Consider the following 22,522-nt stretch of genomic DNA (forward strand, 5'->3'; position numbering starts at 1 on the left):
TCCAGCAGAAATACGCTCTGATTCGCAAACGCACTCCCGTCTCGTCCATCCACAAGCCTCACCTGCAGCTTGCCCGCTCTTATCAACACCTCTCCAGGCTGCGACACGACGTCGCTGCGCACGCTTTGCAGAAAGGGCCTCAGATCGAACTGGTATGACCGCCCTGCACCGAGCCCTTCCAGTTGGAAAGTCGCGACCCCAATGGAATTGCTGGTTTGCTTGGCGAGCCAAACGCGCGCGCCTGCAGCAGTGACTTCATAGGCCTGAATCTCCGCGCCCGGCATGGCAGCGGCGGTCACCGCATCCACTATGCGAACGTCAACGGGGGCAGCCACCGCCTGTGTCGAAGCGATCGACAGCAGCAAAAAGAAAGAAAGGAAAGCGAATGCAAAAGCTCGCGGCAGGAGCGGCCACTGCGGACATGCCAATAGGGAGTTCATCAGACTTTCACCACCAGGTCGTGAATTGAACCGCGAGCGAGAATAGACGAACGCAAGACTCAAACACTGATGTTTCTAACGACACCCGTGACACAGTTTTTAACGTTAAGTGAAAGCAGATGTTTCGGGCAACCACACACTACGAGGCACCGAACGCCATGCACTCAAATCGGATTCACCCTGCAGTGTTGTCAGCAAACCCTGACGGGGCCCCGGCGAACACTCTTTCGTGAGCCGTTGTCACCGCTGTCCAACTGAAAGTATCGGTAGCTCGCCTGCGGCCGTTCTCACCGAGCCGCGCTAAAGCGACCGGATCGCTGACGGCGTCGTTCAGCGCGCGCAGGCAATCTTCGACATCGCCCTTGCGGAACTGCAGTGCACAATCTGCAACGACGTAGCGATTTTCGACGATGTCACTGCATAGAATCGGCGTGCCGAGCGCCATGTTTTCGAGAATCACCGGCGACAGGCCTTCGACATCTGACGGCTGTATGTAGCAGTACGCTGCCTTCATTAGGGCGTGAGCGCGTTTTCCATATACAAAACCCGGAAATACGATGCGCTTGTCCTGAGTTGCCTTTATGCCCTTCTCGAAATCGGAGGGGTTGGGCGAACCGCCCACAAGCACAAGCTTCTTGCCGGAATTCAAACGTTCGAAGGCGGGCACGAGGTACTGCAGGCCCTTGTCCGGTATGAAGCGGCCGACGAAAAGGAAGTATTCGCCGGGCTCGACGCCCAGGTCGTCCAGAATCGAATAGTCCAGATCGGTTTCGGACACCTCGCTGCCAAACGGAATGAATTCATATCGGCGATCGAACTTGTCTTCGAACAGCTTCTTTACGAACACATTGTCGAAAATGACCTGTGTCGCAGCGACCGCGGTCAGGTGAGAAGACAACCGAAGAAAGAGCTTTCCGTACCAGGGCCATTTGTCTCGCTTCCAGTCTACCCCGTCCTGGCTGATGAACACTCTCTTGCCGAACATGCGCAGCACGAGGCCGAAAATTGAATTGCCCCCGTTCTGAATATGGACGACCTCGGCGGTATTGCGCGTGATGATGTCCCACGTGCATTTGGCCGAATGCAGAAGCGTGTCGAAGCCTTTTCGCGAAATGGTACGAAAGTGCTTGTACCGGACGCCGTCGACGATGTCGTCAAGCGGCGCCTCTCCCGGATAGAGGCGGTTGTAGCCAACCACTTCATGGCCATTTCGCACCAGGCGCGGAAGAAGTTCAGAAGCAAACTTGTCAGCGCCGGCACAACCGGGGCGAAGCGGAACCGAGCGGAACCCGAAGGCGGCGATACGCATGAAAGCTCCGCCGGATCAGAGATAGTCGCGATAATCGCGATCGAGATAGGCCTTCAGGGCGATGCGCCAGTCTGACATCGTGTTCAGCCCCCGCAGATGGAGCTTGCGGTTGATCAGGCGCTCGGAGTCGGGGCGCGGTGCGAAGAACTCTGCCTTGAAGAAGTCCGAACTGACCGGATTCACCTTCACCTGATCCGCGATGCCCAGTTCGATCACAAGTTGCTCGGCCACTTCCAGACGGCTGGTGACACCTTCGCACACCATGTTGTAGAGCCCCCAATAACGCTTTTCCATCAGCGCCTTGACTGAACGCGCGAAATCGAAGGTATAGGTCGGTGTGCCCAGCTTGTCATGCACCACATTCAGCTCGGTCTTGCCTTCCTTGAGCTGCTTCATCAGCTTCTGGATGAACTTCTTGTCCTTGCGCGGCCCGCCGCCCATCATCCAGCCCGCACGGCACACCAGATGTTCGCGAACGTTCTGCGTGACGAACAACTCGCCCATGTACTTCGAACGTGCGTAATGCCCCATGGGGTTGGGGCGATCCCAGTCGTCGAAAGTGTCCTGGGAGCCGTCGAAAATACCTGCGGTACTTATATAGAGCATCGGGATGCCCAGCTCATTAGCGATGTACGTTGCATTCTCAACCGACGTCGTGTTGGTCAGGTAGGCATCGTCGATGTTCTCTTCGCAGTACTCGAGGCTGGTGTACGCGCCCAGATGGAACAGAAAATCGGGCTTGAAACGCGCTACGTCTTCGCGGTAAGCATCAAGATCACGGAAGTCGAGAAAGGTGAGCCATTCTTCGTTGACATCCTTGTCCGTGCAGCGCAGTTCGTGATCGTCACGAAAGGTGTGATAGAACGCCTCGCCCAGCATGCCACCGCAGCCTGCAATGTAGATTTTCGCCATGACTTTCCCCTATTGAACAAATGAATTGAACTTACAGGGTCAAAGTTGCAGCCGTAACCGGCGTGCTAACTCCAACCGACTCATAAACGGCCTGCATGGCCTGCAGGTAACGCGACGGAGAGAAGTCGGATTCGACCCATGCCCGTCCTTCCCGTCCCATCGATTCAAGCTGGTCAGGCGCCATGCACCAGACCTCGCTCAGCACCCGGGCGCAGTCGTCTGCATCTCCCGACGCGAAACAGACCCCGGTGCGCCCCTCACGGACCAACTCCGGAATGCCGCCTATGCGCGCGCCGATCACCGGTTTGCCGAACGCATACGCCTCCAGCACGCTCATCGGAGCGTTCTCATACCACTCGGAAGGCAGCACCACCGCACGTGCGCCGGCAATCAGAGCTTGGAGCGCACCGCCTGACTGAAAGCCGACAAACTCCACCTCCGCCCCCAATTCGCCGGCCAACGCCCTCAGTTCGGCATCCAGTGGCCCGGTACCGGCGATCTTGAGCGGGACACCTGCCACAGCGGCTGAGCGAATGAGCGTTGCCACGCCCTTCTCCGACGACAGGCGCCCGAAATAGAGAAAGTAGCTACCGGGGCTGTAACAAGGCTCGATGACGGAACAGTCCACAAAGTTTGGAACGACCGAAAAGCGCTCTGCCGGCCACCCCCAGCGCACGAACGTGTCGCGATAGAAAATGCTGGGTGTCACGACACGTGTCACATACCGTCGATAGGAATGGAGCACCCTGTCGTGGAGCGCACTCTCCAGACCAACCACCAGACTCGCCGCCAGAGAGTCGCGTACACACCGATAACGCACCACATTAAACACACTGCCTTCGCGGCACCGCTCACATACGCCGAGAGAATTGAGCATCTTGTACGCAGGGCAGGCGATTTTCAGATCGTGCGTCGTCAGCACCACCGGAATCTGGCGCGCATGCAGCAACTCCAGAATCGAAGGTGAAATGTGGTGATAGATATTGTGCAGATGCGCCACATCAGGACGGAACTCGTCCAGCAAGCGCGCGAGGCGTGATCGCGCTTCGAATGAGTAGATCACCTTGCCGGCCATGGCGATCTTGTCTCGCGCCGAATACGCCTGTCCGAACTCGATTTCATCAATGAAAAAACGCGACCACTCGGACGGCGCGTTCTTCTCATGGTGCATCGAAAAAAACGCCGACGTCCAACCGAGCCGCTCAAACAGCGCCGCGTGGTCGAGATAGACCGCGTCAGCGCCGCCCCGGCGGTAGTGATAGTTGTTGATGTTCAGTAGTCGCGGCATCAGCAGGCAGCCATTTCAGGTGAGCGACGGAATCGGGCGCTCATGCGCAAGATTCGGGAACCGCGAAACCGCCCATTGAGGCGTGTGGCAGATATCCAACAGCTTGTGCGCGCGCCAACACCCAGAAACCGATCCTGAAATCACGACGATTGAAGACAGGTGGATTCGAAACGACTGATCAGCGCTCTCGCAACACTGTCGTTGCGATATCCCACCCCGACCGCGCGCGCGTCGCGCCGCAATTGATCTAGCCGATCCGGCGCGGAGAGCACTTCAATCACGTTGGCCGCCAGTTCATCCGCTTCATTGCAGCGAAACACTCGACCACCGCCCTGGCTGGCGACTTCATCTGAAATATCCACTGCGTCGGACACCACCACCGGCGTACCGCAGGCCAAACTTTCCATTACGGAAAACAACATGAAATCGCGCCGCGACGCAACGAGGGTCATCAATGCGCCGCTGAACAATTCGCGCATTCGTTCATGCGACACCCGGGCTCGGGCAAACTCGACGTGATTTTGCAGGTGCAGTTCGACGGCAAGCAACAGAAAACGGTCAGCTTCGGGGCCGTCGCCCTGCACCACCAGACGACAGTTGCAACCCGCATCAAGTATCTTGCGAAGCGCCTGCAGCAATACGTCCACACCCTTTTCGTCCACAAGGCGTGCGGGTGCAAAAAGATAGTTTCCGCGCACCACGCGATCATCAGGAAACAACACGTGATGATCCACCCCGTGCGGCACGCTGGCTAGCAGGCGCGAACGCTTCACGCCGTTATCGACAAGAAAACGACCAGCGCGCTCACCGCGCGGGATGTAGCCGGCAATAAAGCGGTCCAGCCCATGCTTGAGCACCAGCCGGTAAAATATGCGAGAAGGCAATTCGCGGAACGTGCGCTGATGAACTGACAGTTCCTGCCAGATGTACAGCCGTGGGGCTACCCCAACCGACAGCACGCGAGCCAACACCGCAAACACTGTGGACCATTGAAACGCTTCCGAAAGAAGGACTACTTCGTAGCCGCCACGAAGGCGCTGCATCAAACCAGGCGTAAAGGGCAATTCGGGAAGACCGCGCATAAACGTAGGCAAGTAGATGACGTTCACGCCGAGATCTTCCGCCGCGGAAGGCTCATAAAGATCCGACACATAAAGATCAACTTCGTGATCGAGTGCCCGTAACTCACGACAGAGCTTCACAATCATTGCATCTGAGTTGGAAGTGATTGGAGGCACCTTTCGCCGCGTCGGTGTGCGCGTGATCAGATTGACAATCGCCAGTCTCATGTGGGCCCTCCCAGCGATTCGACGAATCCGTAGTAGCGGCTGGATATGTGGTCCCAACGCAATTCATCGCCGAGACGCAAGGTTTTCTCATCCAAAGCCGGCCTTTTCGCAAGCGCTTCGCCAAGTTTCAGGACTAGATCATCAACCAAGCGATGGCGATCAAGTGTGAGGCCCGACCAACCTTCAAGCGCCTCCGGGAAGTCACCGATATCCGTGCAGAGAATCGGCTTCCCGAACGCCATGGCAAGCTTCAGCACACCGCTGGTCGTACCTTCTGTGTAAGGCAGCACAACGACATCGCACGCGGCGAAGTAACGCTGAACCTCGTCGTGAGGTATCGAAAAGTCGTGAACCAGAACGTTGCCCCCTTCGCGGGCGATTGCAAGAGCTGAAAGAATTGCGGGCTTCGGTTCCGGCTGACCGGCGACAATGAAGTGAAAACGAGGGTCGTCGCGCAGTCGAGATGCAGCCTCCAGAAATTCAATAATGCCTTTGCGCTCACCAAGAAACCCGAAAAACAGCGCGATGAACCGATTGCCAATCAGTTCAGGTAGTTCGGCATGCGCTTCGGCCCGCGTCAGCCTACGCGTATTGAAGATGTCGTACACACCATGCGGTACAACCAGTGTCGGCACATCCACACCCAGCGCACGGAGGCCTTCCTGTTGCCGCATCGAATGAACCACCGCTCCTTTGAAAGACCTGTAAAAAAAACGCATCTCCACTCGGCTCCAGGGCCGCGGGTAATGCGGAAGCAAGTCGTGGATCGTAATGATCGAGGGAATACCAAAAAAACCCAGCAACCTGACAACGACTGCATCAAGCAAGGGCACTTTCAGCCACGACTGAAAAATCAGAAAGCGCGGCTTTTCGTTGAACATCGAAACCACGAATTTGCAGATATCGAACAGGTAGTGCCGAGTTCTGCGAAAGAGCACGTCAAAAGGAAAATCAGCCTCGTATTTATTTGCTTCGAAAGACTTTGCTGTGATAAGCCGCACAGGCGCTTTGATCTGAAGATCGCGGCAAAGCGAAACCGAATAATCGGTAAGACCGGTGTTTCCAGTGAAACAAACCACATATAATGAAAGCCTATTCAGCATTTAAATTACCGCACAACCGATTGAAACCCATAGAAAAATCTGCACTGCAAGGAGCCAAAAATCCGCACTGCAAGGAGCCGATTCCAAGAAACCTCAGTAAAGTCATCGGGCAGCCTGTGCTGAAAACGAAAAAGCCTTCCGAAGTTTTAGCGCCGGCTTCTCTACACAATGCCAAGAAAAGACCGCCAATACAGTAATTGGCACCACAACACTAAAAAATAAAATCAAAGGATCGCTTATATCAAATATTTTTACGAAAGCCTGCTGGATCGGAAAACCATAAAGGTAGATGCCATAGCTATAGTCACCTCGATCAAAAAAGGGAACTTTAGGAAGTGGCGTCAAGCCAAGAAATGCCATCACATAAACGAATAGCGGCATCGAAACCACAATCCAAACCGAGTTGTCCCATTGCGCAGGCACGAAAAGGCTGAACAAAACAAAAACAATAACAACACCAACAAAAAACGAGGGTGAATACGGGATCCTGAATCGCAGAAGAAAACACAACGCACCAGCCAGGAAAGCAATGAGAAGCTTCCACCCTGCATGAATTATAAAACCTTCGCCCTTTAATTCAAAATGTTCAGCAACCCAATAGGCGACGATAATATAAACTGAAACAAGAATAAAAATGAACGCCACCTTTAGCGAACTTTTTATCCAACTCGAGAAAATAAGGAAACCCATAACGAGATAACACAGCAACTCTGGACCTATTGTCCACAACGAACCATTCACGATATTTGCGTAAGGATTACTCTCAAACACCCCTGGCAAGGTGAACTGAATTTTTCCGATGATATTTAGCAAATACTTTGCAGTTTCAATATTAGAAAAAAAATCCACCAATGAGAGCGTGGTAAAAAACGGCGCGATTAACACTATAGTTACTAGGGTATCGACAACCAAAGCCGGGATTATTCTTAATGCTCGACTAAGCGCAAACTTCCCCAAAGAAAGACGCAGCGCACTCCCGGCAACTAAAAAGCCGCTAAGCGCAAAGAAAACAGGTAGAACGGAATACCATAAGACCCACGCATGAGAGTGTTTACCCGAATCAGCGCTTCCGAGTGCTATGGGAATACAATGCCAAGCAATAACTGCGAACGCCAAAACAATACGCATTGTGTCAAAACCAGGACCAATCCCTTTATACCCTTCCAATACGCTTCCAAACGTCTTCATGAACACACCTATTTTAATTACAAAAATCTTTCATTGGTGACCGATAGCATCCTCAACTGATATTCGCGGGCGCCTCCAACTTGAATCGACCACGAATTATTTTGTGGAGTGAAGTCGTAAACCCATAATGCCGCGAGATCGACGTTTGCATCCACAAGCATATCCAGCACTTCATTAAATTTATGTTGATCGGCCGATAAATTTCCAGTAGAGAGCATTCCGAACTCACCAACAAAAAGAAGTCGAGACGAAGCGTGGGCAAGTCTGACGAAAGCCTTGAGATCGAACATCCCTTCATCGCGCAACAAAAGCGGCGACTTTGAATTAGTTTCTGGATATGCATGGACTGACATTAAATCCACACCTGCCGGATGTAGTGACAAAAAATGCTCATCGCGAAGAGCACTAGAATCTTTCGTGTAAGAACCGTTCGAAAGATGAAACGCATTAGCGCGAGGTGCATCAAAACCAGAACTTATCGAAATCGACGGCGATATGGAATGAATTTCACGCTCCATCCACACATAGAGCTCACGTAAAAATTTGGAGGTAGGAATATCTCTAAAATCTCTCTTCGACGGAGTTCCACGCGAGGGATTTACCTTAGCCCACCAAGTCAAAGCATTGGGCAGATCAAGATATGTATTCAATTCGTTTGCGACTTCCCATGCCCACAGTGATGAGGAATTCTTGTAGCGTCCTACTACATCGCCAATGAAACTCTTCGCTACAGACCGAGTCCGCGAACCGTCTAAAACCCAAGAAGCCAATCCTTCGTTGTGATAATCACTTAAAGAAACAGGGTTCCAAAAGATCGTTGGAATCAAACCGATCTGCTTTGCCTCAGAAGCTGAAAACACTTCATCAAGAACATCGAAGAAAAATTTTTTGTTCTCAAAATAGAGCTTCCACTCATCTGGCCAGAATGGCGAAATTGAGAACCTGACGAATGGGACCCCAAAGTTTGACAGCTCATTGAGGCGTGCTAACGGCCGACGAACCCCATGCTTTAAAAATTGGCCAAGTGAAAAGTCAAAGCAATTAACACCAAAAGATTTTCGAATACGTTTCGGACCAATTTGCGCCATTTCGGCCGCCGTCGCTTCTCCCGCAACCCTTGCAACCCCGGTACCACAACAGAGTCCATTAAGCAGCAATCGCCGTAAATGATTGGGCTCAAATTTTTCCATACTTACCGGTCCGACCGATGACTCCATGAAAAAGAGACTTTGTGGACACAAGTGCTAGAACGAAATCCCTGCGAACCAGACATCCAATTGCCTCTCGGGTAACACGTAAGATCGCAATGGGAAGAAGCCAAGGAAGAAATTTGCGATAAAAGATAATTAGATTTCTATTGAGATAGTACTGGGAAAGTCGCGAGCGTGAAGAGCGAGAGTTTGTGCCGATAGCACCTCCCTCTTTGTGAAAAACGGTGCTCTTTGATGAAACTGCCATTTTCCATTTAGAGCGAGCTCGAAACGCCCAGTCTATTTCTTCAAAATAAAGAAAGTAGTCCTCGCTCATGTACCCAACATCCTGAAGGAAATCTGATGTAATAAGGATCGAGGCCCCGGCCAAGTAGTCTAGCTCCACCAACTGGGTATCCTGTTTAGCCAAAACCGAGTAGTGCGATCCCTGCGCGATCTGTCGACCACGGCCAAGCCACTTGTTGAATACGACTCCGCCAAACGCCTGAATAGTCTCTCGCTCATCGTAATATCGCAGTACCGATCCGACGAGGCCGACGTTCTTATCAGACTCAGCTACAATTTCCATTTCGGAAAGGGAGGAGGGTTCCACAACAGTATCGTTATTTAAGAGCCAACAATATTGCACGCCTAGTTCGACTCCGAATTTCAACCCCAAATTATTCCCCGCGGCGAAACCACCATTTCGAGATGATTTAATTAAAAAAATCGATCTGGTTTCCACTCGTTGCTTAGCAGCCAACGATAAATCACCCTCTTGAAAGATAATGAACTCATGAGGAACCTGCCGCTGCTTTTCCGCGTTTGCCCCCCAGTCGGCGAGACAAGCCAACGACGCATCGCTTGACGCATTATCAACCACCACTATCGCGAAATCGTCATGACTGAGAAGCATCAGGCTCTCTAAACATTCGATTGTGTCTTTCCACCCATTCCAGTTTAAAAGAACGATCAACGTCCGAACCTTTGGTTTCATTTTGACTGCTCTATTTTTATTCTGGAACAAATTCCCAAAGTAATAGCCGTAAGCAAAAACACAAAAGATAAATTGTATGGAATCCACAGAATGGATCGGAAAATCACGGTCACCGCCATGACTCCAGCCACTCCCGCTAGAAAATGAGGTATCTCAGAGCGCCCCGAAAGCAACGCACTTAAAACAGTCCATCCAGTGAAAAAGAAAATTGCTGCAAGCATCGCAACTGCAAAAAGACCACTTTCAATCGCTATTGCTAAAAAATAATTATCCAGTGTGGTTAGTCCAGCGTTCGTTTTTATACCTGCAACCCCGCCGGAGACGCCAGGACCCTTTCCAAGCAGCGGTGACTCTTCAATACTAGGTTGAGCAAGGCGAAGCATTGTGAGACGTGCTTGAGTGCTGGCACCTTCGGTTGCCGTTCTTCCTTGTGCAATCAACATCACAGTTGGTGTCACGACAAGCAGGGCGCCTAACAAAGCAAATAAAAATCCTATCTTTCTCATTGAACGGCTATATACCGTAGTGTTTTTTGTTGAAGAGAAAACCTTCAACATCAGAATAATTCCAGCACCAGCGCCCAATGCAATAAAGCCCGCTCGTGATCCGCTTACCCAAACAGCAGCAGGACAGATAATCAGGCAACAAAATGCAACAAATCTTATCCATTTTGTCGTTGGCCAGAGTAGAGAAGCCACCGCAAAGCAAAATGCCATTGATGCAAACTCTGCCAAGAGCAACGGGTTCTCAAACGTACCCTGCGCGCGAAACACTCCATCTCTTATTCGAGTCTGAGCAAGAGCCAACGAAAGCGCCTCAAGCCCTTCAAGCTTCGGTGCATAAAGAACCAACGGATTTTTTCCGGTGATTCTCTCGACGAGTGCAAAAAGTGAAATAAAAAGTGCGAGCCAAAGAAACAGACTTAGGAATCTCATCGCAGAACTTGAGTCTCGAAAGAAAATCGCTGCGATAAAGAACATTGAGTAATAATATAAAACTTCCCATGCGACTGTTATTAGAGAAAATAGAGGTGACTCAGAAACAGCGCAGGATGCAATTCTTAGCAATGCGTAGAAAGTAACCAGCCAATAGCCAACTTTGAGCGGTCCAGGTTCGGGATGTAATAGCGCTTGCGCCACCGAATGTCGGCTGACGATAAGGTAAAAAGTTAGAAGGATGCTCAAGCCAGCGATCACGCGCCGCGCGTCGATCGCCGGAAGTCCTCCGACCTTGATGATCATGTAGGTCGGCCAAAGCGCGAATACGACAATCAGAGCGCTCAGCCACCACAAGCGAAAACGCTCGCTCAATGGCTGATCCTTCGACGCCAGCAGCGCTACGAAGAACACCACGCCTAGTACGAGGAATGGCGCCAGGCGCGCAGCGAGCTGCGGGAAAACCGCGCAGGCCACACCGACAACCAGCAAGGCGAAACCGAAGCCCGCAAGCAGAACTGCCTTGCCCAGAAACGCCGGGGTACGTTCCATCAAGGTGCGCGATGGGGCGATGTTGATCATGACTAGTCTTTCTGGCTCAAAGGTCAGCCTGCGGTTCTACGGTTTGACCTGACTGTGTACATATGCAGCGCCGGCTTTCGAATGAACGGATTCCACGTTTGCGCGCAGCTTTTCGGCAAGAAAACGTTCGTACCGTGTGAGCTTTTCACGAGCAATGGCGTTGCCGCGCTCGATCGCGACGGTCAGGGCTACCCTTTGAGCCAAGCCCTGTTCGATCTTTTCAAATGCGGCGTCCGTGGTGAGCTTTGCCCCGTCGGCCACCCACGTGTATTCGAGCGAGGCGAACAGACCTTCGAACTTGCGGCTGTAGGCGAGGGGCACGACCGCAACCCCTGACGAAAACGCCGCGATGCAGGCATGCATGCGCGCACCGGTCAGAAAGTCGAGGCCTGAAATGAAGGATTTGGCCTCGCTGGGACTTTTGAAGCTTGGCGCGACCGACACATTCGGAAATTCTGCGGCGAGCGACCGGATGGCAATGCGGTCGTCGTCGACCGGGAAGTCGTCGGGTACCACGTGCGGCACCAGCCACACCTCAAGCTCAGGCCGCGTTGCCCAGGCAGAAAGCAGCCGACGCATCAGCCCGGGATAATCGAGTGTCAGCCCGAACTGATTGCCGCCGCTGTAACCACCGGAAAAGAGCAGTCCGGACACGTTCAGGCCGACACGAATTCGATCACCGCCCTGCGCCAGGGGGCGCGTGAAGGGCAGTCGAAAGGCGACGTCGATCACTTCGTCAATGTTCTTCGTCACGCCGAGCGCTCTGAGGTAATCGGCCGAGAGCGTGTCACGCGCAAATACGCGCGCGCAGCGCTGCATTATCGCGGCGGACAACTTGCGCGCCCACCATTGCTTGAACGGGCCAATGGTCTGCGGGCTCAGGATGAGCGGCTTGCCTTTCAGGATGACCGCAATCTTGCTGGCAATCAGGAACAAGAAGCGCTTGTTGCCATAGATGTCCGCAAAGCTGTCGCCCTCTCCGATGTCGAGCACCAGATCGCACAGTTCCAGTTCGCGCAGGAATGGCGAGCGGCCGGTCAGCATCTGCTTGATGGAAATGCGACTGCCGATGGTGATGTCAGCGCCCTCGGGCGCGTAGCGGCTGCCGCCCTGGGTACCGAACACCATGAATTTGAGGCGCACGCCTGCAGTACGTGCGGCCGATTCGCAAATGGCGATCTGCGATTCGGTCAATGCGCCGACGCCGAGGTTGTCGGACGACAGTGAGTGCCAGAGCAGGCCGATCGTGATGACGGGCATGGGGTGCTGAACGGCTTGAGTCATAACTATTGGGGTTCTCCCTTGGCCCGCCGATAGGTGCCAAGTGCATCGCGCAGAGCCGACACGGGGCGGGCCGACAACGCCGCGCGGACCAGTCCGAGGTTCACGTAGTGCGGCGCGCTGCCGCGCGCCATCCTGGCCGCCAACCGGCGCCCCCACACGACCTGCTTTCGATTCACCTGATACGGCTGCATGCGGGCGATTTCTTCTACCGGGATGTATTCGGCCTCGATCGCGCCACGTGTGATCGCCTGGCTAACGATCTCTTCGCCGAGATCGGTGCGCGACAGAATGAGACTGCGACCTTCACGCTCGGTAAAATCGGGGTAACCGTCTTTGCCGTACCAAGCGTCAGCACACACGATGTCGGCGAATTCCCCGGTGCCATCGGGACAGATCTTGCAGCGAAACTGCAGGTGCCTGTTGAGCACGGTTCCCCATGAACTGTTGTAGTCGGTCTCAAAGGTCTGACCGTCATTCGTGATGGCGCGAGCCATGCCGGGCCAGCCGTCGCCGCGATAGCGAAATGCTCTGACCTGCTCTGGCGACGTACCCAGTTTGCGGAGCAACTCGTGCGTACCCTTGATACTAGGGATGCCGGCGCACATGAATGAAATGGCGCACACAAGATGTGTATTCAGCCGCTTGTCGTGCGCGGCGTATCGCCGTAGAGCCGCCACATCGCAAGGCTTGCCGACGAAGGCAAACGGCTGTTCGAGCGCAAGCACGTCCTGCAGCCGGCTTAGCGGCGCCGACGGGGCGTAGCGCGAACCTGCGGCATGCAGGACGTCATCTCGACTTCGGCTGATCTGCAATTCGTTGGCGAGCGGATCGGTACCGCTGACAGCAATCTGGGCGACGAAGCTGACGCGGTCCGATTCGAGCAGGTAGTTCGCAATGGCGGAAATTCCGCCGCCCGAAGAACCTTGTCTGCGCAATTCGGCATCGGTCGCGTGACCCGCCCTCACCTGCCGGAGCGGCCCCCATACGGCGTGATGGCCCGGGGTGATCTGTTCGTGCTCGACCTTCAGGCCGGGGCAGACATCGGCGATCACCGCTTCGGCCTGCCCGGACGGCGGTTTCAGCACCACCGGCCTCAGCCAGCCTCCGCGGCTCATACGCATCGTTATCGTGTCGCTGCCGGCAATGGATTCACAGGCCCCGCATCCGGTGCAGAAGCCATTGGAACTGACCTGCTCGACCAGTGCGCCAGCCTTGCCAGGGGGTGGAGTGGACACGGATGCGTGACTCATTTACTTGAGGCCGAAAGCGGGAATTTGAAGAAATGGGTAAAACATCAGCGCGGCCGCGCTGGCAGCTGCGGGTTGTGCGACGCCTACGCTGGTGAGCGCAAATCCTCGCACCGTATAAGCGATCGAAAGAAACAGATTACCGGCGATGAGCGCGCACACCCAGCCGACGACACCCATTTCAGGCACCGACCAGAGTGCAACGGCGATCACAATGAGCCACTGCACGACGTTCATCCAGGCTCGAAACGCTTGCGCACCTGCCGAAGTGAGAACAACCCCCCATGAGGCGGCAAAGAAACGGACAAAGAAAAGCAGGCCCAGCCAAGGCAGCACGTTCTGCAGATCAGCATACTGGGCGCCATACACGATCGGCACGATCAGATCGGAACCCACTGCGAGCACCATGCCGAACATAAGCCCCACGCCAACGAATGCCCATTGGACGCGAATCGATTCCGAGCGGAAGCGCTGTTTGTCCGATGCTGCGGCGGCGGCGCGCGGAAGAAACACATTTGCCAACACGCTCGCTGCCTGAGCTCCGCCGGTGAACAGACGCATGCCTGCCTGAAACACACCGACAGCGGCCGTGCCGAGGAAGGTGTTCAGCACCACGCTGTCGACCTGTCCAAACAGGCTCTGCAGGGCGAAATCGGTCGCATATGAAATTGTCGTCTTGAGCTTGGCGAGCGCCTGGGTAATCGAAACCACCCTGACCGCGGGCAGATACTTGCGTTGAACGACACAGACGATCAGCAGGGCCAGCCATCGAGAGAAGAAAAACGCCGTGGCGGCAATCATCGGTGTGGGCTCAACCCAGAGCGCAGCTACGACCACCAGAAACTGCAGGCCTGCGATGAGCGTTGCGAGACGGGTTTCCGCAGCAAAGTTGTCGGTTGCACGGAAGCCGACAATGAGGACTTCGCTCAAGCCATCAGCCAGCACTGCGGCCAGGAGCAGGGACAGCAGGACGGCCGTCCTCATGTCGAAAAAGCCGTACGCTATCAGCGCAGCACAGGCAAAGACGGCGACAGAAAGCGCTGCGCGCACCACCAACACCTCCGCAATAAGTGAAGCGGCACGTGTGGGCGCCCCCCCGATCTCCTTGAGAAGGTAGGGCGTGTGCCCGAAATTGGCGATGAGGGAAGACAAGGTCGCCACCGAGAGCCACAGCATGACTTCGCCGAATGCGGCAGGCCCGAGCACCCTCGCCATCACGACGAAAGTGATCATCCCGAAGCCAAGCCGCATGACTGTGCTCGTGCCCATCAAAGCGATGTTTTTCGCGAGCGACACGAAGTCTCCTGGCTACAAATATGAAATTGAAAAACGAAAGAGTTAAGCGGTTCTGGGGATCACAAACCCGTGATTCGGGGTCTGACATCCGAATCAAGCGCCTGAACGAGGGTGCTTATGAACTGTTCTTGAGCCTTAAATGCGACGCTTGAGTCACGGTCTATGGACGAAACTCTGAACAGAAGCCCATCGGGTACTTCGCCCTTCAGCCCATATTGCATTTCAACCACCTTCTTTGCCGCTCCACCGGTAAGAGCCTGATTACCAACCGTTGTCCAATAAGTGATGGGCTCATACCTCTGTTGCGAAAGGTGACTTTCGAGGCGCTTGACCGGGATATCGCCAAGCGGTGTGTTGAGAACTGCTTTTTTGTTGCTGATTACCTGGAATCCCTGCGCTGGGTAGCAAACTTCCGGGTAGTGAAGCTGATTGCCGTCGCGCTGATCTTCACCGTAGGCGATTGACAACATGATGCGGTAACCCTCTGAATTTACGTAGGTTCGGGTGACGATCTGACTGTAGAGCTGATTGAGCAATTCGCTCTGTTGCGGATTGACCACGCCACCAGTGCGGGTATCCACTCGCCAGTCACCGAAGCTCTGCGGGATGGCTGCTTCGATATCCAGCTTTGGCAGGATGTCAACAATCCTGCGGGTGGGGGTCATGACGGTGGCGACGGCGGCTGCGGACGTCATGAGCACAGCGGCGACAATTGCCGGGACGAGTGATTTTTTCATCAAGGACGCAAGATCTTTTGCAGTGTGAAGAGAACGTCGAGTATGGCCTTTTGCAGGCGAGGGCTGAAGGCGACGTTCTAACGAATTGTGACAGTCTCGAAAAGTATCCGGACCGATGCTGCAGTGCAACCTCGCTGGAGCGTACTACGTCACGGTTGCGGTGAAGTGACGGTCAAGTGTCGGCGGATTCCGACACGGCAAAGGTTCGGCTCCGACCGCTGCGCCGGCAAAACGGATGCAAGCCGCTGACTGCACGGCTCGTCAAGCGGAGCGGGCCATCATCAGTTGCCCCGGATGCGTCTAAGCCGCGCATACTCTCGACAGGGATGGCTCGCCGCCCATTTGCGCTTACGGTATGTGTCGTACGCGAACTCCGGAACATGACGGCGCCTGATCGCACCAGTCGGACCTGGCAACGCTGAAATCGCGCAGGAACTTCGCGATAACCGCCCCTTAATCTACGGTCCGGATCCCATCATGAAACGTCTGTCTGCCGCACTTGCGCTCGTCCTGAGCACCTTCGCCCTGCCGCTGGCCGCGCAGGGCATCATTACAGAACCGACCAAGGGCGCCCAGGTCGCGATTTCGCAGTTCGGGAACATCGGTTTCAACGACTCACCCGACCGGGCAGGCGAAGCGGGATACAAACTCGGATTCCGCCGTGGGGATGGTGCCGCTGTTTTCGGTGCGACCGACGAAGCCTGGGGCGCGGCGATCGGCTCCGAATCGGGCGGTGCCTACACCTGGTACGACGAAATCGCCAACGGCCCGACCGCCAATAATCTGACGAATCCTTTGCTGATCGTCGGTACCAGCACGGCCCTGTTTTCGACTCATATAGGTACGCTCAAGGTCGAACAGGCCTATTCGTTCGAAACACCGAACGCGCTGCGTATGCACACGACGCTGACCAACACCGGCTCGACGGCGGAAGACATCCGGTTTTCGCGCGGCGTGGTGTGGGGTTCGGGTGTCGACAACACACAGAGCCTGGGCGAGCGTCCGCCGGAAATCGTGGCCAGCGGCGCCGCGCTGGATCCGTCCTACGCCGATCCGTTCGGCGTGCGTGAGTACTCTCTGAAGCACTACTCTGGAAGCGCGCTCCCATATTTCAACGAATTCTGGCGATATCCCAACATCGCCATCGCCACCGGCGGCGCGGGCATGGATCTGCTCTGGGAGGACGTCGGCGCTGGAGAGTCCGTTGGTTTCAGCATGCTGCACGCCTTCTTCGACCTGGACATTCCAAGGCAGCAGGAGCCCAGTGGATTTCCCTGGTACCGGCTCGCTTCGAATATGGATGCTCTCGGCGCGACTTACACCATCGTGTCGACAAAGTTTGTCTGGCCTGAACCGTGGTTCGACTCCCAGGCGCTCGCCTATCGCCCGCTCGCCGTCCCGGAGCCCGCGACCTGGGGTCTGCTGGCTCTCGGCCTCGTCACTGTTTTCGGCGCTGCGCGGCGTCGGCGCTCACCGGGATGAACAACCCCAGTCAGGCACGACGCGCGAGTCGGATCGAATACAGGAGCAAGCAAAGACCGCCCATCATCATCCAGCCCGAATCCGGCTCCGGGACGGCTGAGGCGAGCGCGTACTCGAGCGCACTGAATCGATAGATATCTTCGGTGGCCATCACGGAGAAGGACGTGATGAGTGCGTCGCCGAAAAGCCCGGACACGACGATAGACGGGGAAGGCTCTACCCCGGACAGCGTGCCCAGAGATATGCCGCCGATTCCGAAAGCTTCGATGTTCGCGGTGTTGAACTTGATACCGCTCGGGTTCCCTATCGAGCCATTGATCAGCTTCACGAAATTCACGGGGCTGGAAAACGAAAACACCACGAACTCACCCGGATCGATCGCATGATCGATCTGACCGACGATGCCCAAACCGTTGAGCTGGAGAAAATTCAGCTGATCTGAGCCAGTGATGGTGAGCGGCCCTTGCTGAAAGGACTCCGCTTGAAACGTGCCTTGTTCGGTGAAATCGACCAATACCGTATGTTCCGATGCGGTCGATGGCAAAGAGCACAAGAGCCCTGCCCATACAACCGCACTCGAGGTGTAGCGCTTCATTAGGCGATCGATGTTCATGTCATGAATTCCTCCGACGGATTTATCCTCGAAATGCCGATCCGCGAGACCACGTGATGCAGTGCGCCGAGACCGCCACACCGCCCCTCCACGTACGCCCCCTGGACGAGCGAACGACAATCTAAGGTAGCCGTAAGCGCGTTTCCGCGCTACCGCTTTGATGTTTCGATAACGCGATGTTGCGCAGGGGCCAAGGCTTTCAAGCGCGCAGATCATCGACCAAGGCAACGCGATCGCGACCAAATGCGACGTTTCTGCAGGAGCGGACCTTGTCCGCGATACTCACGTTGTTCAACCGCCATCGCGTGATCCGAGACCTCATCGCGCACAGGGTGCACTCCTACAGGAGAGGCGGGAGCCGGTCGGCCATGCAAGGCCGACCGTGGAGCGCAATCTGTCGGTCGCCGAACGTGTGCGGTTTCCAAGACTTTTCGGCGGGGTTGCGCGGATGGTGAGCATCACCCACCGCGTCGCCGCGTGCCGCGACCCGAAAGACGACAAATTCCTGCATGTTGCCCTCAACGGCGAAGCGGAAGCCATCGTGACCGGCGATCGGGATTTGCCGGTATTGCATCCGATTCACGGCATTTCGATTTTTTCGCCCGCAGATTTCGTTGTCATGGTCTCGTAGCCGCGCGCGGCTTCCATTGGAGAGGCGCATTGTGAGAGCGGCTGCCCCGCCGCGATAGGCACTCTGCACTGTGATGGTCGCGGCACTGATCGCGACGGGGCCGTCGCTCCCACAGTCCCTGCGCTTGAGGGCTTGCCGTGGTCTCCGGGCGCGCTGCCCCCTGTGGGAGCGGCAATCCACGGTTGGCCCTGCACGGCCAACCGGCTCCGGGGGGGGGGGGGGGGGCGCCCGCCCCCCCCCCCCCCCCCCCCCCCCCCCCCCCCCCCGCTCTGCCCTCGCCGCGATACGCACTTCGCACTTCGATGGTCACTACACCTATCGCAGCTTGGATGGCGTTTCCCGGGAGCGCCGCCTGCGCCCTGCTTTGTATATACTTCGAGTATCCACATCTTGCAGGAGAACTGTCGTGGCCTACGCGCGCGTCTTTACATCGGGCAACAGTCAGGCGGTGCGCCTGCCGAAGGAATTCCGGTTCAACGTGGATCAGGTTGAAATCTTCCGGCGAGGCGATGAAGTGGTTTTGCGTGCCCGCCCGGCGAGCGCGGCATCGATCTTCGACGTGCTCACGGAGTTGCCCGACGACTTCATGAAAGAGGGGCGCGAAGACCCCCTGCCCCAGCGTCGGGAAGAGCTTTGATGGCGGCGTGCTATCTGCTTGATACGAATATCTGCATCTACATAGCCAAACACAATCCGCCTGCGGTGCGGGCGCGCTTTGCGCAACACCTTGCGAGTGAATTGGCGATGTCGGTGATCACTTTGGGTGAGCTGCGCCACGGTGCCGAGAAAAGTCAGGCGCGAGAGAAGTCGCTGGCGACGATCGCCAGGCTCGAAGCCAGCATACGCGTGGCACCCGTGAACGAAGCCATCGGTCGGCACTACGGCCAGATACGTGCGCAACTGGAGGTGTCGGGTCTGCCCATCGGCAACAACGACCTCTGGATCGCCGCCCACGCACGCGCCGAAGGTTGGGTGCTGGTAACCAACAATGAGCGTGAGTTCAGCCGGGTCGAGGGCTTGCAGATCGAGAACTGGGTTGCCGCATGAGCCCTCGCCGCGATGCGCACTTTGATCATCGACCATCGCGGCATTGATCGCGGCGGGAACGCCGCTCCCACGATCTCAGCGCTTAAGGTCTTGCCGTGGTCTTGGGGGGCCACCCTTTTTGGGCGCGACGGCACCCGTCAGATCCAGCTATGCGTTTGACGCGCGGGTTCGCGATCAATGGATCGCTCCTACGGTCGGGGCGTGATTTTGGCGGTGTCGCGGGTTTTTGTGGGAGCGATCCATTGATCGCGATGCGCGCGTCGAGCAAGCGATGTCGCGTGTCCGAAGACCGCATCGCCTGCGGGGGCGGAGCTCCCACAGCCCTGCGCTTGAGCGCCTTACCGCGGTCTTTGGGTGTCAAACGACATCAGAAACTGCCCCCTGGCGACATCAGGAATTGATCCCCGGTTGTTGATCAATCGGTTTGGGTTGCGGTGTTCGCGCTGGCCTGGTTAACCAGGCCGCGATGGCCTGCCATGTGGATGCGTGAATCGGGGTTTATGGCGAAGGTGCGATCAACAAACCGTTGAGTTCCGCATAGCTGGCAAATGCGTGGCCAAGTGAAATGACGGGCAGACGTCGTTTCAGCGCGGTCGCGATGATGATGCGATCGGCCGGATCACGATGGTGGTCTGGTAGTTGCGCCGCTTGCAGTGCAATCTGCTCGTCGACCTCCAGGCACTGAACGTCGGCACGGCGCAAGCCGCTGTCCATCCAGTCCCGGATCGGAAGCGCCAGTTTCAGGCGTCCGCATTTGACGAGGTAAGCGACCTCTCAGCAACTGATGGCTGAGACGGCAACGGCGTCGGCTTCTTCGATCTGCGTAACGATCAGCGCCGGCAGAGGGTCTCCAGCCGTCAGCCACCGCACCCAGATATGTGTATCGAGCAGGATCAACGCGTTGCATCCCACTCGCCTGCCGGCACAGCAGGCGCGATCAGGTCATCGAGCAGTATCGTGCCAGCCAGCTCTGGCGGCGGAGTGCGGCGCTTTGCGGGGCCTTTGGGACTGACCGACGAGTCGGCCACTTCTTCGAGGGGTAGCACGATGACTTCTACACGGGTGGCCGAAAAGGTGTCAGGAAGCCGAACAGTGACCGTGTGACCGACGACTTCTGCAAGTTTGCGCACTGCTTCCATGAGGGGGCTCCTGTTCTCTGCAAGTGATGCAAGGATTACTCGAAGTGATCGCAGGCCTTGAACCCAGCCAGTTTGGCCGGCCCTGCATGGCCAGCCGGCTTCGCAGGCGGCGAGCAGCGCTCGCCGAAACCCCCGCGCCGTTCCACGGCTGGCCCTGCATGGCCAGCCGGCTTCGCGGGCGGCGGGCAGCGCTCGCCGAAACCCCCGCGCCGTTCCACGGCTGGCCCTGCATGGCCAGCCGGCTTCGCGGGCGGCGAGCAGCGCTCGCCGAAACCCCCGCTCCGCCCTCGCCGCGATACGGACTTCGCACTTCGATGGTCGCAGCACGATCGCGGCGGGGACGCCGCTCCCACAGTCCCTGCGTTTGAGGGCTTGCCGAGCTAACTGGGAGCGTCGCTCTCACAAAAACTGCACTGTTCGCGGCGTGCGAAGCGAACTGGCTGGGCTGACCTCGATGTCGACCTGGATCGCCGGTGACGTACAATTCGTATAAATCGTACAAAATGTATTAATCTTTCCTCGTCACATGGAGGGCTTGTCATGAAAACGATTGCAGCTAGCGAAGCCAAACAGGGCTTCGCTGCATTGATTGATGCCGCCGCTCGCGAGCCCATCGCGATTCAACGGCAGAAACGCGACGTGGCGGTGGTGATGTCGATGCACGAGTACGAGCGGCTCACGCGGCTGAACGTGAGCGAATTCCAGCGCTTTTGCGACCGGGTGGGCGCTCGGGCGGTAGAAGCCGGCATCGACGAAGCCACACTCGCCGGCCTGCTCGCCGACGATGCCTGAGCGCCGCTGGGTTCTCGACACCAACGCGCTGATCAGTCGGCTGCTTCTTCCGACCGGCGTCGCCGCCCGCGCGGTCGATCATGCGCTGGCCCGGGGTGTGGTGCTGGTGTCTGAAGAAACCATGAACGAGCTGGCGGAGGTGATCAGCCGGCCGAAGTTTGACCGCTATCTGTCGGTCGCCGAACGTGTGCAGTTTCTAAGACTTTTCGGCGGGGTCGCGCGGATGGTGAACATCACCCACCGCGTCGCCGCATGCCGCGACCCGAAAGACGATAAATTCCTGCATGTCGCCCTCAACGGCGAAGCGGAAGCCATCGTGACCGGTGATCGGGATTTGCTGGTGTTGCATCCATTTCACGGCATTTCGATTTTGTCGCCCGCAGATTTCGTTGTCATGGTCCAGTAGCCGCGCGCGGCTTCCATTGGAGACGCGCATTGTGGGAGCGGCGGCCTCGCCGCGATAGGCACTTCGCACCGCGATGGTCGCGGCACTGATCGCGACGGGGCCGTCGCTCCCACAGTCCCTGCGCTTGAGGGCTCGCTGTGGTCTCTCGGGGCGCCGCCCTCGTGGGAGCGGCGGCCTCGCCGCGATACGCACGTCGCACCGCGATGGTCGCCGCACGGCTCGCGACGGGGCCGTCGCTCCCACAGGCCCTGCGCTTGCGGGCTCGCGGGGGTCTCTCGGGGCGCCGCCCTCGTGGGAGCGGCGGCCTCGCCGCGATACGCACTTCGCACCGCGATGGTCGGCGCACTGATCGCGACGGGGCCGTCGCTCCCACAGTCCCTGCGCTTGAGGGCTTGCCGTGGTTCCGGGCGCGCTGCCCCTGTGGGAGCGGCGGCCTCGCCGCGATAGGCACTCTGCACTCTGATGGTCACAGCACTGATCGCGACGGGGCCGTCGCTCCCACAGTCCCTGCGCTTGAGGGCTCGCCGTGGTTCCGGGCGCGCCGCCCTTGTGGGAGCGGCGGCCTCGCCGCGATACGCACTTCGCACTGTGATGGTCGCGGCACTGATCGCGACG

The 22,522-nt window shown here is 56.8% G+C and carries 23 protein-coding genes; 6 read left to right on the plus strand and 17 right to left on the minus strand.

What is annotated here, in order from left to right; translation table 11 throughout:
• The 14 genes from NMQ14_RS18575 to epsI form a co-directional block, all read right to left on the minus strand.
• The coding region (locus tag NMQ14_RS18575) for a hypothetical protein (RefSeq protein ID WP_257098355.1) at nucleotides 1–440 on the minus strand (440 nt) is incomplete at its 3' end.
• Between the two features lie 175 nt (nucleotides 441–615).
• Nucleotides 616–1,749, minus strand: coding sequence for a glycosyltransferase family 4 protein (locus tag NMQ14_RS18580; RefSeq protein WP_257098356.1), 1,134 nt, complete (start codon nucleotides 1,747–1,749; stop codon nucleotides 616–618).
• A gap of 15 nt (nucleotides 1,750–1,764) precedes the next feature.
• Nucleotides 1,765–2,661 (minus strand): sugar nucleotide-binding protein, encoded by an 897-nt coding sequence (locus NMQ14_RS18585; protein WP_257098357.1) that lies wholly within the window; start codon nucleotides 2,659–2,661, stop codon nucleotides 1,765–1,767.
• A 31-nt stretch (nucleotides 2,662–2,692) separates the two neighbouring features.
• Nucleotides 2,693–3,949, minus strand: coding sequence for a glycosyltransferase family 4 protein (locus NMQ14_RS18590; protein ID WP_257098358.1), 1,257 nt, complete (start codon nucleotides 3,947–3,949; stop codon nucleotides 2,693–2,695).
• A gap of 140 nt (nucleotides 3,950–4,089) precedes the next feature.
• Entirely contained in the window at nucleotides 4,090–5,238 is a 1,149-nt protein-coding gene (locus NMQ14_RS18595) for a glycosyltransferase family 4 protein (protein ID WP_257098359.1), read from the minus strand.
• Nucleotides 5,235–6,341, minus strand: coding sequence for a glycosyltransferase (locus NMQ14_RS18600; protein ID WP_257098360.1), 1,107 nt, complete (start codon nucleotides 6,339–6,341; stop codon nucleotides 5,235–5,237). Before NMQ14_RS18600 ends, NMQ14_RS18595 begins: the two co-directional genes overlap by 4 nt.
• Before the next feature lie 102 nt (nucleotides 6,342–6,443).
• Nucleotides 6,444–7,529, minus strand: a complete 1,086-nt coding sequence (locus NMQ14_RS18605) for an acyltransferase (RefSeq protein ID WP_257098361.1) — start codon at nucleotides 7,527–7,529, stop codon at nucleotides 6,444–6,446.
• Nucleotides 7,530–7,546: 17 nt separating this feature from the next.
• Complete coding sequence (locus NMQ14_RS18610; RefSeq protein WP_257098362.1) at nucleotides 7,547–8,719, minus strand: hypothetical protein; 1,173 nt, start codon at nucleotides 8,717–8,719, stop codon at nucleotides 7,547–7,549.
• Nucleotides 8,706–9,716, minus strand: coding sequence for a glycosyltransferase family 2 protein (locus tag NMQ14_RS18615; protein ID WP_257098363.1), 1,011 nt, complete (start codon nucleotides 9,714–9,716; stop codon nucleotides 8,706–8,708). The genes NMQ14_RS18610 and NMQ14_RS18615 overlap by 14 nt, the downstream gene beginning before the upstream one ends.
• On the minus strand, nucleotides 9,713–11,233 hold the full coding sequence (locus tag NMQ14_RS18620) for an O-antigen ligase (RefSeq protein ID WP_257098364.1): 1,521 nt from the start codon (nucleotides 11,231–11,233) through the stop codon (nucleotides 9,713–9,715). Before NMQ14_RS18620 ends, NMQ14_RS18615 begins: the two co-directional genes overlap by 4 nt.
• A gap of 36 nt (nucleotides 11,234–11,269) precedes the next feature.
• Entirely contained in the window at nucleotides 11,270–12,493 is a 1,224-nt protein-coding gene (locus NMQ14_RS18625; protein WP_257098365.1) for a polysaccharide pyruvyl transferase family protein, read from the minus strand.
• Nucleotides 12,494–12,519: 26 nt separating this feature from the next.
• Nucleotides 12,520–13,752 carry a Coenzyme F420 hydrogenase/dehydrogenase, beta subunit C-terminal domain gene (locus NMQ14_RS18630; RefSeq protein WP_257098366.1) on the minus strand — a complete coding sequence of 411 codons (1,233 nt, stop codon included), beginning with the start codon at nucleotides 13,750–13,752 and terminating at the stop codon, nucleotides 12,520–12,522.
• A gap of 15 nt (nucleotides 13,753–13,767) precedes the next feature.
• Nucleotides 13,768–15,060 (minus strand): oligosaccharide flippase family protein, encoded by a 1,293-nt coding sequence (locus NMQ14_RS18635; protein WP_257098367.1) that lies wholly within the window; start codon nucleotides 15,058–15,060, stop codon nucleotides 13,768–13,770.
• Between the two features lie 59 nt (nucleotides 15,061–15,119).
• Nucleotides 15,120–15,797: an exosortase-associated protein EpsI, B-type gene (gene epsI, locus NMQ14_RS18640; protein WP_257098368.1), complete on the minus strand. Its 678-nt coding sequence runs from the start codon at nucleotides 15,795–15,797 to the stop codon at nucleotides 15,120–15,122.
• 477 nt (nucleotides 15,798–16,274) lie between these two features.
• Here epsI and NMQ14_RS18645 point away from each other — a divergent pair, with 477 nt between their 5' ends.
• Nucleotides 16,275–17,279 carry a PEP-CTERM sorting domain-containing protein gene (locus NMQ14_RS18645; RefSeq protein ID WP_257098369.1) on the plus strand — a complete coding sequence of 335 codons (1,005 nt, stop codon included), beginning with the start codon at nucleotides 16,275–16,277 and terminating at the stop codon, nucleotides 17,277–17,279.
• A gap of 10 nt (nucleotides 17,280–17,289) precedes the next feature.
• Here the strand turns inward: NMQ14_RS18645 and NMQ14_RS18650 are convergent, their stop codons facing one another.
• Nucleotides 17,290–17,892: a hypothetical protein gene (locus tag NMQ14_RS18650; RefSeq protein WP_257098370.1), complete on the minus strand. Its 603-nt coding sequence runs from the start codon at nucleotides 17,890–17,892 to the stop codon at nucleotides 17,290–17,292.
• Between the two features lie 382 nt (nucleotides 17,893–18,274).
• On the opposite strand from NMQ14_RS18650, the gene NMQ14_RS18655 reads away from it, so the two are divergent.
• From NMQ14_RS18655 to NMQ14_RS18665, 3 genes are all read left to right on the plus strand, one after another.
• Nucleotides 18,275–18,523, plus strand: coding sequence for a putative toxin-antitoxin system toxin component, PIN family (locus NMQ14_RS18655; protein WP_257098371.1), 249 nt, complete (start codon nucleotides 18,275–18,277; stop codon nucleotides 18,521–18,523).
• 406 nt (nucleotides 18,524–18,929) lie between these two features.
• Complete coding sequence (locus NMQ14_RS19875) at nucleotides 18,930–19,160, plus strand: antitoxin (protein WP_257098372.1); 231 nt, start codon at nucleotides 18,930–18,932, stop codon at nucleotides 19,158–19,160.
• On the plus strand, nucleotides 19,160–19,570 hold the full coding sequence (locus NMQ14_RS18665) for a type II toxin-antitoxin system VapC family toxin (protein WP_257098373.1): 411 nt from the start codon (nucleotides 19,160–19,162) through the stop codon (nucleotides 19,568–19,570). Before NMQ14_RS19875 ends, NMQ14_RS18665 begins: the two co-directional genes overlap by 1 nt.
• Before the next feature lie 498 nt (nucleotides 19,571–20,068).
• Here NMQ14_RS18665 and NMQ14_RS18670 read toward each other — a convergent pair whose 3' ends face one another.
• Both NMQ14_RS18670 and NMQ14_RS18675 read right to left on the minus strand, forming a co-directional pair.
• Nucleotides 20,069–20,314, minus strand: a complete 246-nt coding sequence (locus NMQ14_RS18670) for a type II toxin-antitoxin system VapC family toxin (protein WP_373457211.1) — start codon at nucleotides 20,312–20,314, stop codon at nucleotides 20,069–20,071.
• 149 nt (nucleotides 20,315–20,463) lie between these two features.
• Nucleotides 20,464–20,709 (minus strand): hypothetical protein, encoded by a 246-nt coding sequence (locus NMQ14_RS18675; RefSeq protein WP_257098375.1) that lies wholly within the window; start codon nucleotides 20,707–20,709, stop codon nucleotides 20,464–20,466.
• Nucleotides 20,710–21,249: 540 nt separating this feature from the next.
• Here NMQ14_RS18675 and NMQ14_RS18680 point away from each other — a divergent pair.
• Complete coding sequence (locus tag NMQ14_RS18680; RefSeq protein ID WP_257082513.1) at nucleotides 21,250–21,501, plus strand: type II toxin-antitoxin system Phd/YefM family antitoxin; 252 nt, start codon at nucleotides 21,250–21,252, stop codon at nucleotides 21,499–21,501.
• Complete coding sequence (locus NMQ14_RS18685; RefSeq protein WP_257098376.1) at nucleotides 21,494–21,907, plus strand: putative toxin-antitoxin system toxin component, PIN family; 414 nt, start codon at nucleotides 21,494–21,496, stop codon at nucleotides 21,905–21,907. Before NMQ14_RS18680 ends, NMQ14_RS18685 begins: the two co-directional genes overlap by 8 nt.
• Nucleotides 21,908–22,522 lie beyond the last annotated feature (615 nt).

Source organism: Methyloversatilis sp. XJ19-13 (genome assembly GCF_024580155.1).
GTDB lineage: Bacteria > Pseudomonadota > Gammaproteobacteria > Burkholderiales > Rhodocyclaceae > Methyloversatilis.

Coding starts and splice junctions, on each gene's coding strand:
- NMQ14_RS18595 (WP_257098359.1), bottom strand. CDS start 5,238: ATGAGACTGGCGATTGTCAATCTGATCACGCGCACACCGACGCGGCGA.
- NMQ14_RS18685 (WP_257098376.1), top strand. CDS start 21,494: ATGCCTGAGCGCCGCTGGGTTCTCGACACCAACGCGCTGATCAGTCGG.
- NMQ14_RS18610 (WP_257098362.1), bottom strand. CDS start 8,719: ATGGAAAAATTTGAGCCCAATCATTTACGGCGATTGCTGCTTAATGGA.
- NMQ14_RS18680 (WP_257082513.1), top strand. CDS start 21,250: ATGAAAACGATTGCAGCTAGCGAAGCCAAACAGGGCTTCGCTGCATTG.
- NMQ14_RS18605 (WP_257098361.1), bottom strand. CDS start 7,529: ATGAAGACGTTTGGAAGCGTATTGGAAGGGTATAAAGGGATTGGTCCT.
- NMQ14_RS18675 (WP_257098375.1), bottom strand. CDS start 20,709: ATGGAAGCAGTGCGCAAACTTGCAGAAGTCGTCGGTCACACGGTCACT.
- NMQ14_RS18590 (WP_257098358.1), bottom strand. CDS start 3,949: ATGCCGCGACTACTGAACATCAACAACTATCACTACCGCCGGGGCGGC.
- NMQ14_RS18585 (WP_257098357.1), bottom strand. CDS start 2,661: ATGGCGAAAATCTACATTGCAGGCTGCGGTGGCATGCTGGGCGAGGCG.
- NMQ14_RS18580 (WP_257098356.1), bottom strand. CDS start 1,749: ATGCGTATCGCCGCCTTCGGGTTCCGCTCGGTTCCGCTTCGCCCCGGT.
- NMQ14_RS18625 (WP_257098365.1), bottom strand. CDS start 12,493: ATGCCCGTCATCACGATCGGCCTGCTCTGGCACTCACTGTCGTCCGAC.
- epsI (WP_257098368.1), bottom strand. CDS start 15,797: ATGAAAAAATCACTCGTCCCGGCAATTGTCGCCGCTGTGCTCATGACG.
- NMQ14_RS18620 (WP_257098364.1), bottom strand. CDS start 11,233: ATGATCAACATCGCCCCATCGCGCACCTTGATGGAACGTACCCCGGCG.
- NMQ14_RS18650 (WP_257098370.1), bottom strand. CDS start 17,892: ATGAACATCGATCGCCTAATGAAGCGCTACACCTCGAGTGCGGTTGTA.
- NMQ14_RS18645 (WP_257098369.1), top strand. CDS start 16,275: ATGAAACGTCTGTCTGCCGCACTTGCGCTCGTCCTGAGCACCTTCGCC.
- NMQ14_RS18600 (WP_257098360.1), bottom strand. CDS start 6,341: ATGCTGAATAGGCTTTCATTATATGTGGTTTGTTTCACTGGAAACACC.
- NMQ14_RS18615 (WP_257098363.1), bottom strand. CDS start 9,716: ATGAAACCAAAGGTTCGGACGTTGATCGTTCTTTTAAACTGGAATGGG.
- NMQ14_RS18665 (WP_257098373.1), top strand. CDS start 19,160: ATGGCGGCGTGCTATCTGCTTGATACGAATATCTGCATCTACATAGCC.